This window comes from Streptomyces sp. NPDC059852, from assembly GCF_042731455.1.
In the GTDB taxonomy this organism is placed as follows: Bacteria; Actinomycetota; Actinomycetes; order Streptomycetales; family Streptomycetaceae; genus Streptomyces.
In genome coordinates this window covers 83828-96788 of the sequence record NZ_JBHWJK010000025.1, presented here as the reverse complement: position 1 = coordinate 96788, position 12961 = coordinate 83828, and the positions used below count along the sequence as shown (strand labels likewise).

14 protein-coding genes and 1 tRNA gene are annotated in these 12961 nt (G+C 72.1%); 6 read left to right on the top strand and 9 right to left on the bottom strand.

Features of this window, described 5'->3' with window-relative positions:
* Positions 1-64: 64 nt before the first annotated feature.
* Complete coding sequence (locus tag ACFV46_RS27265; RefSeq protein WP_385500147.1) at positions 65-790, bottom strand: hypothetical protein; 726 nt, start codon at positions 788-790, stop codon at positions 65-67.
* Positions 791-837: 47 nt separating this feature from the next.
* On the opposite strand from ACFV46_RS27265, the gene ACFV46_RS27260 reads away from it, so the two are divergent.
* The gene (locus tag ACFV46_RS27260) at positions 838-1026 is read left to right on the top strand and encodes a DUF5703 family protein (RefSeq protein WP_005485166.1); all 189 of its coding nucleotides are present in this window, start codon (positions 838-840) and stop codon (positions 1024-1026) included.
* A gap of 82 nt (positions 1027-1108) precedes the next feature.
* Here the strand turns inward: ACFV46_RS27260 and ACFV46_RS27255 are convergent, their stop codons facing one another.
* The 3 genes from ACFV46_RS27255 to ACFV46_RS27245 form a co-directional block, all read right to left on the bottom strand.
* Positions 1109-1936 carry a chaplin gene (locus ACFV46_RS27255; protein WP_385500146.1) on the bottom strand — a complete coding sequence of 276 codons (828 nt, stop codon included), beginning with the start codon at positions 1934-1936 and terminating at the stop codon, positions 1109-1111.
* A 144-nt stretch (positions 1937-2080) separates the two neighbouring features.
* On the bottom strand, positions 2081-2314 hold the full coding sequence (gene chpH / locus ACFV46_RS27250; protein WP_361931729.1) for a chaplin ChpH: 234 nt from the start codon (positions 2312-2314) through the stop codon (positions 2081-2083).
* A 128-nt stretch (positions 2315-2442) separates the two neighbouring features.
* Entirely contained in the window at positions 2443-3768 is a 1326-nt protein-coding gene (locus ACFV46_RS27245) for a M20/M25/M40 family metallo-hydrolase (protein WP_361931731.1), read from the bottom strand.
* Positions 3769-3956: 188 nt separating this feature from the next.
* Here ACFV46_RS27245 and ACFV46_RS27240 point away from each other — a divergent pair.
* Positions 3957-4041: transfer RNA gene (locus ACFV46_RS27240), tRNA-Leu, on the top strand.
* 80 nt (positions 4042-4121) lie between these two features.
* Positions 4122-4541 (top strand): YchJ family protein, encoded by a 420-nt coding sequence (locus tag ACFV46_RS27235; RefSeq protein ID WP_385500144.1) that lies wholly within the window; start codon positions 4122-4124, stop codon positions 4539-4541.
* A 5-nt stretch (positions 4542-4546) separates the two neighbouring features.
* On the opposite strand, the gene ACFV46_RS27230 is transcribed toward ACFV46_RS27235, so the two are convergent.
* Entirely contained in the window at positions 4547-5248 is a 702-nt protein-coding gene (locus ACFV46_RS27230; protein WP_361931737.1) for a FadR/GntR family transcriptional regulator, read from the bottom strand.
* Between the two features lie 134 nt (positions 5249-5382).
* Between ACFV46_RS27230 and ACFV46_RS27225 the strand changes: the two genes are divergently transcribed.
* The 3 genes from ACFV46_RS27225 (at position 5383) to ACFV46_RS27215 (ending at position 8694) form a co-directional block, all read left to right on the top strand.
* Entirely contained in the window at positions 5383-5901 is a 519-nt protein-coding gene (locus ACFV46_RS27225; protein ID WP_151783204.1) for a gluconokinase, read from the top strand.
* Positions 5902-5938: 37 nt separating this feature from the next.
* Complete coding sequence (locus tag ACFV46_RS27220; protein ID WP_361931740.1) at positions 5939-7336, top strand: gluconate:H+ symporter; 1398 nt, start codon at positions 5939-5941, stop codon at positions 7334-7336.
* A 272-nt stretch (positions 7337-7608) separates the two neighbouring features.
* Positions 7609-8694, top strand: a complete 1086-nt coding sequence (locus ACFV46_RS27215) for a hypothetical protein (protein ID WP_385500143.1) — start codon at positions 7609-7611, stop codon at positions 8692-8694.
* Here ACFV46_RS27215 and ACFV46_RS27210 read toward each other — a convergent pair.
* The 4 genes from ACFV46_RS27210 to ACFV46_RS27195 all read right to left on the bottom strand — a co-directional run bounded on the left by ACFV46_RS27210 (position 8680) and on the right by ACFV46_RS27195 (position 12697).
* A complete protein-coding gene (locus ACFV46_RS27210) occupies positions 8680-9303 on the bottom strand; it encodes a cytochrome b/b6 domain-containing protein (RefSeq protein ID WP_385500142.1) in 624 nt (207 codons plus the stop codon). The two genes, ACFV46_RS27215 and ACFV46_RS27210, sit on opposite strands and share 15 nt — an antisense overlap.
* A complete protein-coding gene (locus tag ACFV46_RS27205; protein ID WP_385500141.1) occupies positions 9287-10036 on the bottom strand; it encodes a molybdopterin-dependent oxidoreductase in 750 nt (249 codons plus the stop codon). Before ACFV46_RS27205 ends, ACFV46_RS27210 begins: the two co-directional genes overlap by 17 nt.
* An 88-nt stretch (positions 10037-10124) precedes the next feature.
* Positions 10125-11675: an APC family permease gene (locus ACFV46_RS27200; RefSeq protein WP_385500140.1), complete on the bottom strand. Its 1551-nt coding sequence runs from the start codon at positions 11673-11675 to the stop codon at positions 10125-10127.
* A 65-nt stretch (positions 11676-11740) separates the two neighbouring features.
* Positions 11741-12697, bottom strand: a complete 957-nt coding sequence (locus ACFV46_RS27195; RefSeq protein WP_385500139.1) for a hypothetical protein — start codon at positions 12695-12697, stop codon at positions 11741-11743.
* Between the last annotated feature and the right edge of the window lie 264 nt (positions 12698-12961).

Sequence of the window (12961 nt, the reverse complement as noted above, 5' to 3'; positions counted from 1 at the left end):
GTCACGGAGGGATGCCTCCGTGACCGCCGCCGTAGTCGTTGCCGTCGCCCGTCGCGTGTGCGGCTCAGCGCCGGTCCGCGTCCAACGGCTCGATCTCGTCCCCGTCGGGGTCGGTGTCGAGCTCCTCCTCGAGGTCGTCGTCGGCGTCCTCGTCGGGGTCCTCCGTCTCGTCGACGTCGTCCAGGTCGTCGTCGAAGACGGTGCTCACGTCGAAGCGGCAGATCACCCGCTGCGGGTCGGCGCCCTCGAAGGGGGCCTCCAGCCACTCGCCGGGGTCGGCCTGCTCGTCCGAGGCGATCACCCAGAGCGTCGAGTCGCCCTCCTCCAGCCCGAACTCCTTGTGCCGGGACGCGATCTCGTCCGGCTCGAACTCGCCGAACAGCAGCCCGAGCGCTCCGTGCACGGTGCCGGAGGCCTCCCCGTCGGCTCCGTCGTCGTAGTCCGCCGCCTCGATGCGCTCGGCCTGCGCCATCAGCCGTGGTGGCTCCACCACCGAGTAGTCGCGCCGGATCAGCACGCTCACCGCGCTCGGCTCCTCGGGCCCCGTGTACGGGGGCAGCGCGTCCTCGGCGCCGGGGATCTCGAACGGGGTGACCTCGTCGTAGCGGTCGTACAGCAGCTCGTCGTAGGCCTCGGCGGCGGCGGCCAGCTCGTTGAACGCCTCGTAGACGGCCGGGTCGTCCTCACCCGACCGGCGTTCGACGGCGGCCAGATGGCGGTCGAGCGCGGTCTTGACCGCCTCGGCGGCGGCGCGTACCTCGGCAGCGGTGGGCTGCACAGCATCAGACATAGTGCAGACGCTATCCGTACCGGGCCCCAGCCCGCACAATAGATGCGATGCCGGAATACGAATTTGTCGACGTGTACGTGCCGCGCGGGGTCTCCCGCAAGGACGCCACACGTCTGCTGACGGACCATGCCGAGTACGGACACTGGGAGTTGGACCGCCTGAGTCTGCTGCGCGACGGCAGCCGCCGGGTGCGGTTGCGGCGCCGGATCATCCGCCAGGTGCGAGCCACCTGGTGAGCTGAGCCAGGGACCGGACGGACGGAACGGAAGCGGGCCCCGCGTGGACGGGGCCCGCCGTTCTCGTGCCGTACGTCACGTCCTAGGCGGACTGACGGGCCTTGCGGTAGAGCACCGCGCCCGCGAGCAGCGCGCCGGCGCCGACCGGCAGGACGAGACCCATCGGGACGTCACTGCCGGTGTGGGCGAGCTGGGCGTCGCCCTGGGGCTGGGTGACGAAGTGGGCGCCCGGCTGGTTGCCGTGCGAGCCGCCGCCCGGGGTGTTCGGCTCCTCGGGCGTACCGTGGTTGCCCGGCTCTCCGGGGTTGCCGGGCTCACCCGGGTTGCCCGGCTCACCGGGATTTCCCGGCTCTCCCGGGTTGCCGGGCTCACCAGGGTTGCCCGGCTCACCAGGGTTGCCGGGCTCACCGGGATTCCCCGGGTTTCCGGGATTCCCCGGGTTTCCGGGGTTGCCCGGGTTGCCCGGCTCCTCGGGCGAGCCGGGCGGGTTCTGGTGGCCGCCGCCGTTGGCGCAGTCGTTGCCCTCGGCCGCATTGCCGATGCCGATGACGTCGACCGTGTTGCCGCACACGTTGACCGGCACATGCACCGGGACCTGGACGCTGTTGCCGGAGCCGATGCCCGGCGAGTCACTGGCGTGCCCGTCCGCCTTGGCGCCCGTGCCGCCCTTGTTGGCGCAGCTGTTGCCCACGGCGGGGTTGAGGACGCCCACCACGTCGACGGTGTTGCCGCAGACGTTGATGGGGACGTCCACCGGCACCTGCACCGAGTTGCCCGACAGCACGCCGGGCGAGTGGGACGAGGAGCCGTGCGCACCCGAGCCGGTGGCGTGCGCGGCGCCGCCCGCGGCCGCGATGACCCCGGTCGCCGCCGCCACGGTCATCAGGCCCTTGCGGGTGACCTGTCGCATTGCTGGATACCTGCCTTCGACCTTGTTCCGAGAAGACACGTCGGGAGATCGGCCGACGTTCCGTAAAGGCCGGTCGGCCCCGGAGCGCATGGCACGCGCCCCGGGGCCGACGGCTCAGCCCTGGTCACAGGGCGAGACACAACGTCACTTGTTGATGCAGGTGTTGCCGAAGGCGGGGTTCAGCAGCCCGATCACGGAGACCGTGTTGCCGCAGACGTTCACGGGGATGTGGATCGGAGCCTGGATGACATTGCCGGACACGATGCCCGGGGAGTGCACGGCGGCACCCTGAGCACCCGAGTCGGCAACGGCCAGGCCCGCGCCCGCGAGAACCAGCCCACCGGTGGCAGCCGCAGCGGCGACGACCTTCTTGATCATTGTTCCTCCTTGTTGGCAATGCGATCTCACTTGCTGATCGCATCACCTGTAACGAGGAGCGGTGAATAGAGCTACGACCCTATGAGCGTGTTCACTCGTCCAGAGCACATCCAGTACGCCTGGTCGAATTACGACGCGTCGATGAACCGGTCCAGGACCCGCACGCCGAACCGCAGTCCGTCGACCGGCACGCGCTCGTCGACGCCGTGGAACATGCCCGCGAAGTCCAGCTCCGGGGGGAGCTTCAGCGGGGCGAACCCGAAGCCGCGGATGCCGAGGTCGTCGAAGGACTTGGCGTCGGTGCCGCCGGACAGCATGTACGGGATGGCCTTGGCCGCCGGGTCCTCCGCCACCAGCGCGGACTGCATCGCGGCCACGAGGGCGCCGTCGAAGCCGGTCTCGACGGCCTTGTCGGCGTGCACGTCCTCGCGCCGCACGTTCGGTCCGAGGATGCGGTCGACGTCGGCGAGGAACTCCTCCTCGTGCCCGGGCAGGAAGCGGCCGTCGACGTGCGCGGTGGCCTCGCCGGGGATGACGTTGACCTTGTAGCCGGCGTTCAGCTGGGTGGGGTTGGCCGTGTTGCTGAGGGTGGCCCCGATGAGCTTGGCGATGCCGCCGAGCCTGGCGAGGGTGCCCTCCATGTTCTCCGGGTCGAGTTCGGTGCCGAGCGCGTCGCCCAGCTCGTCGAGGAAGGCGCGGGTGGTCTTGGTGACCCGGACGGGGAACGTGTGACGGCCGAGGCGCGCGACGGCCTCCGACAGTTCGGTGATGGCGTTGTCGCGGTGGATCATCGAGCCGTGCCCGGCGGTGCCGGCCACGGTCAGCTTCATCCAGTGCATGCCCTTCTCGGCCGTCTGGATCAGGTAGAGCCGCCGCTCCTCGCTCACCGTGAACGAGAACCCGCCGACCTCGCTGATGGCCTCCGTGACGCCCTCGAAGAGGTCCGGGTGCTTGTCGACGAGGAACCGGGCCCCGTAGGTGCCGCCGGCCTCCTCGTCGGCGAGGAACGCGAGCACGATGTCCCGCGGGGGCTTGCGGCCGCTGCGCAGCCGGTCGCGGACGACCGCGAGGGTCATCGCGTCCATGTCCTTCATGTCGACGGCGCCGCGCCCCCACACACAGCCGTCGGCGATCTCGCCCGAGAACGGGTGGTGGGTCCAGTCGTCGGCGTTGGCCGGGACGACGTCGGTGTGGCCGTGGATGAGAAGCGCGGGCCGGGAGGGGTCCTCGCCCTCGATGCGCGCCACGGTGGAGGCGCGTCCCGGGTGCGACTCGAAGATCTTCGGTTCCAGGCCCACCTCGGCGAGCTTCTCGGCGACGTACTCGGCCGCCGCGCGCTCGCCGGGGCCGGAGTGGTCCCCGTAGTTGCTGGTGTCGATGCGGATCAGCTCGCGGCAGAGGTCCACGACCTCGTCCTCGCCGGTGACGCTCCTGGTCGTGTCCGTGTCGCTCACGCTGCTTCCTCCCGCGGTGTCACTGCTGGTGGGTCCCCCTCATCCTCTCTCTCCGCACGGCACGGCCCAAGACCGGCCGCACCTCGTCACACGCCGTTCACGCCGCCCCGGGGGTGATCGGGGACCCTTCGAAAGCCTGGTAGTGTTTTCTCTGTCGCCGCGAGGGAGACCCGCGCGACAGACACCTTGTCCGGGTGGCGGAATGGCAGACGCGCTAGCTTGAGGTGCTAGTGCCCTTTATCGGGCGTGGGGGTTCAAGTCCCCCCTCGGACACAGATCGAACAGCCCCTCCTGGTGAGGGGCTGTTCGTCGTTGTGGGGCGGATTCCTCGTGGCTTCTGCCGCACCGGCACAATGGGGGCCATGTCCCGACGTGCCGCCCGCTCCTCCTCCGTGTCCCAGCCCTCGGCCGGGTGCCCGTGCGGGCTGCCCGGCTCGTACGAGGCGTGCTGCGGGCGGTTCCATTCCGGGGTGGCCACCGCGCCGACCGCCGAGGCGCTGATGCGGTCGCGGTACAGCGCGTTCGTCCGGGGCGAGGTGCCGTACCTGCTGCGCACCTGGCATCCCCGGACGCGTCCGGGGCGGCTGGAGCTGGATCCGGGGATGCGGTGGACGGGGCTGGAGATCCTCGGGACGGAGGACGGCTCGGCGTTCCACTCCACGGGCACGGTGACCTTCCGGGCCTCGTTCCGCGGCGGGTCGCTGCACGAGCGCAGCCGGTTCGAGCGGATGGACGGCGCCTGGGTGTACGTGGACGGGGAGTTCCTGAGCTGAAGCCGTCAGGGGGCCAGGATGTCGAGCTCCTGGAGGGCGCCGACCGTGATCTCGCGGGTGAGGTGCTCGGCGCGGACGGCGTCGCCCGCGCGGACCGCCTCGGCGACCTGGACGTGCAGGGTGACCGCCGCCGGGTCGGGGTCCTCGAACATGACCTCGTGATGGGTGCGGCCGGCCAGGACCTCGGCGACGACGTCGCCGAGCCGGGCGAACATCTCGTTGCCCGAGGCGTTGAGGATGACGCGGTGGAAGGCGATGTCGTGCAGGAGGTAGCCCTCCAGCTGGTGGCCGCGTGAGTGGGAGACCATGCCGAGGGCGCACTCGGTGAGTTCGGCGCACTGCTCGGCGGTGGCGTGCTTGGCGGCGAGGCCCGCCGCGACCGGTTCGAGGGCGGAGCGCAGCACGGTGAGCGAGCGCAGTTGGTGCGGGCGGTCGGCGCCGGCCAGCCGCCAGCGGATGACCTGCGGGTCGTAGACGTTCCACTCGGCCTTGGGGCGGACCGTGACGCCGACGCGGCGGCGGGACTCCACCAGGTGCATGGACTCCAGGACGCGCACCGCCTCGCGCATCACCGAGCGTGAGACGTCGAAGCGCTGGGCGAGTTCGTCCGTGCGCAGGACGCTGCCCGGCGGGTACTCGCCCGCGGTGATCGCGGGGCCGAGGGAGTCCAGAACTCGGCCGTGCAGCCCCCGGCCCGTTGTGCTCATGCACTCAGCGTACGGGCCGGATCACGCGAACAAAAAGTCAGACTTATATGTCACAGACTCTTGATTCGTCGTACCTAATGGGTTTCAGTGTCCGTCGACATCACGTGTCGACGAGGACAGACAGTGAGGCAGCGATGAACACCCCCCATGTCGTCGTGGTCATGGGCGTCGCGGGCACCGGGAAGACCACCATCGGTCCCCTGCTCGCGGCCCGCCTCGGCGTTCCCTACGCCGAGGGCGACGACTTCCACTCCGCGGCCAACATCGCCAAGATGTCGGCCGGCACGCCGCTCGACGACGACGACAGGTGGCCGTGGCTCGACGCCATCGGCGCCTGGGCGCACCGCCGGGCCGGGCTCGGCGGAGTGGTCAGCTGCTCCGCGCTGAAGCGCTCGTACCGCGACCGGTTGCGGGCCGCCGCACCGGACGTCGTGTTCGTGCACCTCGCGGGTGACCGCGCGGTGATCGAGGACCGGATGTCGCACCGGCAGGGGCACTTCATGCCGACCGCGCTGCTCGACTCCCAGTTCGCCACCCTCCAGCCGCTCGCGGAGGACGAGGCGGGCGTCGCCGTGGACGTGGCCGGCACCCCCGAGGAGATCACCGAACGGGCCGTCACGGCCCTGACGGCGCTCCCCGAGCCGACCGTGTAACTCCCCTCCCCACCCCCGTACCTGCAAGGGAAACCCCGTGACCAGACTCAGCGTCGAGATGCTGGCAGCGGACCCCGTCGAGCCCATCACCTCGGCGGGACACGCTCAGCTCGGTGTCGCCGTCCTCGTGGGCATCGCCGTCATCGTGCTGCTCATCACCAAGTTCAAGCTCCACGCCTTCCTGTCCCTGACCCTCGGGTCGCTGGTGCTCGGCGCTGTCGCCGGCGCACCGCTGGACAAGGTCATCGCCAGCTTCACCACCGGCCTCGGCTCCACGGTCGCGGGCGTCGGCGTGCTGATCGCCCTGGGCGCCATCCTCGGCAAGATGCTCGCGGACTCCGGCGGCGCCGACCAGATCGTCGACACCATCCTCGCCAAGGCGGGCGGCCGTTCGATGCCGTGGGCGATGGTGCTGATCGCGTCCGTGATCGGACTGCCGCTGTTCTTCGAGGTCGGCGTCGTCCTGCTGATCCCGGTCGTGCTGATGGTCGCCAAGCGCGGCAACTACTCGCTGATGCGCATCGGCATCCCGGCGCTGGCCGGTCTGTCCGTGATGCACGGTCTGGTCCCGCCGCACCCCGGGCCGCTGGTCGCGATCGACGCGGTCGGCGCCAACCTGGGCGTCACGCTGGCGCTCGGCGTCCTGGTCGCGATACCGACCGTGATCATCGCCGGTCCGGTGTTCTCGAAGTTCGCCGCCCGCTGGGTGGACGTCCCGGCGCCGGAGCGGATGATCCCGCAGCGCGCCTCGGAGGAACTGAAGAGGCTTCCCGGCTTCGGCGCCACCCTGGCGACGATCCTGCTGCCGGTCGTGCTGATGCTGTCCAAGGCGCTGGTCGACATCGTCGTGGACGACCCCGAGAACACCGTGCAGCGCGTCTTCGACGTCGTCGGCTCGCCGCTGATCGCCCTGCTCGCCTCCGTGCTGGTCGGCATCTTCACGCTGCTGGCGCCGGCCGGGTTCGGCAAGGAGCGCATCTCGCCGCTCGTCGAGAAGGGCCTCGCCCCGATCGCGGGCATCCTGCTGATCGTCGGCGCGGGCGGCGGCTTCAAGCAGACGCTGATCGACACCGGCGTGGGCCAGATGGTCCTGGACATCTCCAAGGACTGGTCGATCCCGGCGCTGCTGCTCGCCTGGCTGATCGCGGTGGCGATCCGGCTGGCGACGGGCTCGGCGACGGTGGCGACGGTCTCCGCGGCCGGTCTGGTGGCCCCGCTCGCGGCCGACATGTCGACCACGCACACGGCCCTGCTCGTCCTGGCCATCGGCGCCGGCTCGCTGTTCTTCAGCCATGTCAACGACGCCGGGTTCTGGCTGGTGAAGGAGTACTTCGGGCTGAACGTCGGCCAGACCATCAAGACCTGGTCCGTCATGGAGACGATCATCTCCGTGGTCGCCGGCGGCGCGGTCCTGCTGCTGTCCCTCGTGTTGTAGGGGTACGGCGGTGACGGCCCACCCGCTCCTCGACCCCTCCGGGCACGGTCCTGGTCGTCGAGGAGCGGGTGGGCCGTTGGGCGTCCTGGTGTGCGGCGCGCGCGTGATCTTGTCCCGGATGCCCGGAAGATGCCCGGAAGGTCCCCCGCGGACGCCCGGTCGGTGCCCTGCCCACGCCTTCACGACTTCCCCAGGAGCGCGAAGAGCCCGATGATGTGGTGATCCCCCGGAGGCCGCCGCGGCCGTCGGGGGCACGGACATCGGGGGGTCTCATGGCGGTTTCCCTCGGGATGCGCATCTCGGGGCTGCTGTTCGTCGGCGCGGTGGCGGTGTCCGCCGCCGCCTTCACCGGCCTGGAGGGCAGCGACCGGGCGGACGGCGGGGGCGGCGGTGGACCGGCGGTCACCGCCGGTCCCTCCACCGGGCCGGGGGCGGCCTCCCCCTCCCCCACCGCCCCCAAGCGCCCCGACGGGCACATCGGCGCCCCCGCGCTCACCGGCGGGCCCGGCCCCCTCGCGGGGGGTGGCACACCGCGTCGGCCGGTGAGCCCGTCCACCCCTGGGAAGAGCCGCGAGCCCCTCGTGGCGCCCGCCTGGCTGCCGCCCGGCCCCGGCTCACCCGACCTCGACGGCACCGCCGACCCGGCGAGCGTGTACGACCGGCTCCGGGACCCCGCCACCTGCGGGACCGCGCTGGACGGGGCGGCGGACGGTGACGAGTGGACGCTGCTGCGGGCCCTGGCCTCGGCCTGTCTGGCCGTACAGGGCGAGGGCGGCGACTGGGAGCAGGCGGGCCGGGACCACGCCGCCCTGGCCGGGAGGGCGCAGTCCTGCAAGGGACGTGCCGCCTACGCCGTGCTGGGCGGACTGCTCGACTTCCACCGCCGCCACCCCGGCGCCACCGTGCGGCTGCGGACGCCCGCGGGCGGGGCCCCGGCGTGCGGGTACCGGATCGCGGGCGTGGACACGGGCGGCGACGGCACCGCGCGGCCCGCCGAGGTGATCGGCGTCGAGCTGGCGGACGTCTACTTCGACCCCGCCGAACTGCCGCGGGCCGCGACGGTGACGGTCGGGGGCCGGCAGGTGCCGGGCGCCCCGCTGCTCGGGCCGCGGTCCGGCGGCACCGTCGTCCTGTCCGTCGTGGTCCCGGCGCTCGGACCGGGTCCGGTGGACGTGTCCGTCCGGTACGGCACCGACGAGGTGCGTCTGCCGCAGGCGTTCACGATCGCCCCGCCGGACGTGCTCCCCGACCCGGAGCCGGAACAGGAGCATGACACCGGCACCGGTCAGGACGGGGAGGCGCTGTCGCCGGAGGGCCCGGCCGGGGTCCTGTCGCTCACCTGGTCAGGGGCGCCATAGGGAGTGCTCCCGCTCGGCCCACTCCCGGCTGACGGTGCCCCTGCGGAGACCGTGCCGGGATTCCGGGTCGGCCAGGGCCATGCCGATGTGACCGGCGAGGACGATGCCGAGGGTGAGCGCGAGCCAGTCGTGCACGAAGGTGGCGCTGGTGCGCCAGCGCAGCGGCGTGAGGTGGGTGAACCACATCAGCAGCCCGGTGCCGAGCATCACCAGCGTGGCCCCGGCGAGCCAGGAGGCGTAGATCTTCTGCCCGGCGTTGAACTTGCCCGCCGGGCGGGAGCCGGGGCGCCGGTCGCGCCGCAGGACGGCCCGCAGCCAGGTCCGGTCGTGCGGGCCGAAGCGGTTGAGGAGGCCCAGGTCGCGGCGGAAGGCGCCGGAGACCAGTCCGGCCAGGGCGGGCACGGGCAGGGCGAGGCCCGCCCACTCGTGGACGCGGACGACGAGTTCGCGGCGGCCCACCAGCTCGGCGAACTGCGGGATGTAGAGGCAGGCCGCCGTCACCACGCACACGCCCATCAGCGCGGCGGTGGCCCGGTGCACCCGGCGGGCGGCCGGGGTGAAGCGGCGGACCCGCGTGGCCGGGCGGGGCGTGTCAACTCGTGGGGGCATCGTCGCGTCCGTTCGAGCGGCCGACCCAGGCGTCGACGTCGTAGCCCCGTTCCTCCCAGTAGCCCGGGCGCACGTCCCGGGTGACGGTGATGCCGGAGAGCCACTTGGCGGACTTGTAGAAGTACATGGGGGCGACGTAGAGGCGCACGGGGCCGCCGTGGGCGTGGCCCAGGTCCTGGTCCTTCATCCGCAGGGCGACCAGGACGTCGGAGCGGCGGGCCTGGTCGAGGGTGAGGCTCTCGGAGTAGGCGCCGTCGAAGCAGGTGAAGCGCACGGCGCCCGCCCCGGGGCGTACCCCGGCGGCGTCGAGCAGCCGGGACAGCCGTACGCCTTCGAAGGGGGTGCCGGGGACCCTCCAGCCGGTGACGCACTGGACGTCACGGACGAGCCGGGTCTGCGGGAGGGCCCGCAGGTCGGCCAGCGTGTAGGAGCCGGGGCGGTCGACGAGGCCGTCGACGGTCAGGCGGTAGTCGGTGGCGCTCTTGCGGGGTACGGAGGAGGTGACCGAGTAGTAGCGGAAGCCGCCGCCGTTGGGCAGCAGGTCCGTCAGGCCGGTGGGGTCCTTGTCGGACGCTCCGGCGAGGAAGGACTCCAGGCCGCGTTGCAGGGTGGGCGCGGTGACCACGCCGAGGACGCCGAGACCGAGGGTGCCGAGGAGGACGCGGCGGCCGATGGGCCTGCCCCGCTCCTCGCCCTCCGGGGGCTCGGGGGCGCCGGGCTGTTCGGGGTTCACCCCCTCATTCGAACACCCGCGGCCCCGGCGGGGCCAGGGATCGCGGGTGCTCGTCAGACTTCCGTCATGTCTGGGCCGGGACGAACGGCTACGGGGTCTCCTCGGCGGCCTTGTCGAGCTGGAACGCCTCGTTGCCCAGGCCGATGCGCGCGTGCCGCTCGGGAGAGCGCGAGCGCAGCAGCAGGCCCTGGACGACCCCGGCGGCCAGCGCGAGGGCGATGACCGAGGGCAGGACCCAGCTCAGGGCGGAGCCCGGGCCCGCGCCGATGAGGACGTCGAAGTCCTTGACCGTGTAGACGACGATGAAGAGCAGCGCGAGGACGGACAGCGCGGAGGCGGCGAGCCGCCAGAATTGGGCCGCGGCGGCACCGCGCCGGACGAAGAAGGCGATCACGGAGACCGAGGCGGCGGCCATCAGGGCGGTGACGCCCAGCGCACCGAGGCTGCCCATCCAGGTGAACAGGTGCAGGACCGGTGCGGTGGGGTCGCCGGCCGGTTTGCCGTCGGTGAGCGCGAAGGCTGCGACGGCGACGATCGAGACGCCGGTCTGCAGGAGCGAGCCGGTGCCGGGGGCGCCGCTGACACCGCTGGTGCGGCCGAAGGCGGCGGGCAGCAGGCCCTCGCGGCCCATCGCGAAGGCGTAGCGGGCGACGACGTTGTGGAAGCTGAGCAGGGCGGCGAACATGCCGGTCACGAACAGCACGTGCAGGACGTCGGTGAAGGTCTCGCCGATGAGGTCCTCGGTGAGGAAGAAGAGCATGCCGGCGCTCTGCTTCTGGGCGGTGCCGACGACGGCGGAGGGTCCGGTGGCGACGGTGTACGCCCAGCAGCTGATCGTGTAGAAGACGGCGATGCCCCCGATGGCCAGGTACATCACGCGGGGCACGAGGACGTGCGGGCGGCTGGTCTCCTCGGCGTAGACGGGGGCCTGCTCGAAGCCGAGGAAGGCGGCGACGCAGAAGCACAGGGCGGTGCCGATGCCGGCGCCGGTGAGGGTGTCGGGGTTGAAGGCGTGCAGCGACAGCCCCTCCTTCGCGGGGCCGGAGATCGCGGCGACGTCGAAGATGACGACGAGGACGACCTCGATGACCAGCAGGACGCCGAGCACGCGCGCGTTCAGGTCGATCTTCAGCCAGCCGAGCGCGCCGACGGCGAGCGCCGCCAGCAGGGCCGGCAGCCACCAGGAGATCTCCAGGTCGAGGTAGGTGGCGCACAGCCCGGAGACCTCGAAGCCGAAGATGCCGTAGATGCCGACCTGGAGGGCGTTGTAGGCGACGAGCGCGACCATCGCGGCACCGGCGCCGGCCGTGCCGCCGAGGCCGCGGGAGATGTAGGCGTAGAAGGCGCCCGCGTTGTGCACGTGCCGGCTCATCTCGGCGTAGCCGACGCTGAAGAGGGCGAGGACGAGGCCGAGGATCACGAACAGCAGCGGCTGCCCGACCACACCCATCACCCCGAAGGTCGTGGGCATGACACCCGCGACGACCATGAGGGGCCCGGTCGCCGCGAGCACGGACAGCAGCAGTCCCGTGGTGCCCAGCCGGTCGGCGCGCAGGGCGCGCTCCTGCCCCTTGAACGTGCTGATCCCGCCGTCGCCGGCGGCGGTGGCGCTGCTGGTGCTGGAACTGCCCGTCGTCATCGAATGTCCGTCCTTCGTCGGGTCGGGTCGCGCTGGGTGAGTCCTCGGTGGGGGATCCGCCGTTCTCAGGCCGTGCCGAGCGCGGTGTCGCGGGCGGCGCGGAAGGCGGAGTACGGGTCGCGGTCCGGGTAGGACCACGGTGACGGGGTGGCGTGGTCGCCGATGCGGTGGAACAGCGCGGCGGCCTCGGCGCCCCGGCCCTCGCAGACCTTGGCGTGGGCGAGGAAGTTCAGGTCGATCAGCCGGCGGGGGTGGCCCTCCTGCTCCCACTCCAGCCACCAGTCGAAGGCGGAGCGCATCACCTGCCGGGCGCGGCGGCCGGTCCAGTGCCCGGAGGCGGCCGCGTCCCGGGGTTCGTGGCCCGCCGCCGCGAGGACGCGGAAGCGTTCGGTGTGGGCCACGACCGGCAGGACGGCGAGCGGCGAGTCGGCGGGGGCCCGCTGGGCGGCGTCGAGGGCGAAGTCGTAGACCGCGTGCATCGGGTCGGCGCCGGACGCGGTGCGCTGCTCGGCGAGCCGGGCGACCACCAGGTGGTGGGCGTGGTGGTGGTCGGCGTACCGGGCGCGGATCTCGGTGAAGCAGTGCCACATCTCGGCCTCGGTGCCGAGAGCGCTCTCCAGCATGAGCAGGCCCAGCCAGGGGGTGGGGTCGGCCGGCAGGAGCGCGGCGGCCCGGTGGCAGGCGTCACGGGCGCGGGGCGGCTTCTCCTTGCCGCGCAGGGCGAGCCGCACCTGGGCGAGGGCGAGCAGGACGCCGGCGTCCCCGGAGTCGGGCTCGGCGAGCAGCCAGTCACGAGTCCAGGCGACGCAGTAGGGCTCGGCGGCGAGCACGGTGGCGCGGTGCCCTCTGCGGTCCCAGTCGTCGCCCGTACGGGCGAGCAGGGAGCGGACCGTCTGCCAGCGCCCCTGGGCGAGGGCGGTGCGGGCGGCGGCGAGCTCGGCGTCGTCCAGTGCCGCGTCGAAGGTGTGGCCGGAGCGCTTGCGGCCGCGGGCGAGAGGGGGTGGGGGTGGGGGTGGGGACACCGGTTCTGGGTCCTGGGAGCACGTCGTGGGTGTCATCAGGTGGTCACGCACAGCAAACCCCCCGCCAAGGGTTCTCGTCAAGAGTCACCCGGGTGTTACACGCGTCAACTTCCGTGATCCATGGGGCAGTTGTTGTTCATGTGGTGTCCGAATTGATACGAATTGTTGAGACTGTGTGGCGTAGGTCATGGCACCGGGGTACTCGTTGCCGCACACTCGTAGGACGCGCATGCCGGGCCTGAGGTCGCTACAGTCGGCCTTTAC

Coding starts and splice junctions, on each gene's coding strand:
- ACFV46_RS27265 (WP_385500147.1), bottom strand. CDS start 790: ATGTCTGATGCTGTGCAGCCCACCGCTGCCGAGGTACGCGCCGCCGCC.
- ACFV46_RS27260 (WP_005485166.1), top strand. CDS start 838: ATGCCGGAATACGAATTTGTCGACGTGTACGTGCCGCGCGGGGTCTCC.
- ACFV46_RS27255 (WP_385500146.1), bottom strand. CDS start 1,936: ATGCGACAGGTCACCCGCAAGGGCCTGATGACCGTGGCGGCGGCGACC.
- chpH (WP_361931729.1), bottom strand. CDS start 2,314: ATGATCAAGAAGGTCGTCGCCGCTGCGGCTGCCACCGGTGGGCTGGTT.
- ACFV46_RS27235 (WP_385500144.1), top strand. CDS start 4,122: ATGGGGGCCATGTCCCGACGTGCCGCCCGCTCCTCCTCCGTGTCCCAG.
- ACFV46_RS27230 (WP_361931737.1), bottom strand. CDS start 5,248: ATGAGCACAACGGGCCGGGGGCTGCACGGCCGAGTTCTGGACTCCCTC.
- ACFV46_RS27225 (WP_151783204.1), top strand. CDS start 5,383: ATGAACACCCCCCATGTCGTCGTGGTCATGGGCGTCGCGGGCACCGGG.
- ACFV46_RS27215 (WP_385500143.1), top strand. CDS start 7,609: ATGGCGGTTTCCCTCGGGATGCGCATCTCGGGGCTGCTGTTCGTCGGC.
- ACFV46_RS27210 (WP_385500142.1), bottom strand. CDS start 9,303: ATGCCCCCACGAGTTGACACGCCCCGCCCGGCCACGCGGGTCCGCCGC.
- ACFV46_RS27200 (WP_385500140.1), bottom strand. CDS start 11,675: ATGACGACGGGCAGTTCCAGCACCAGCAGCGCCACCGCCGCCGGCGAC.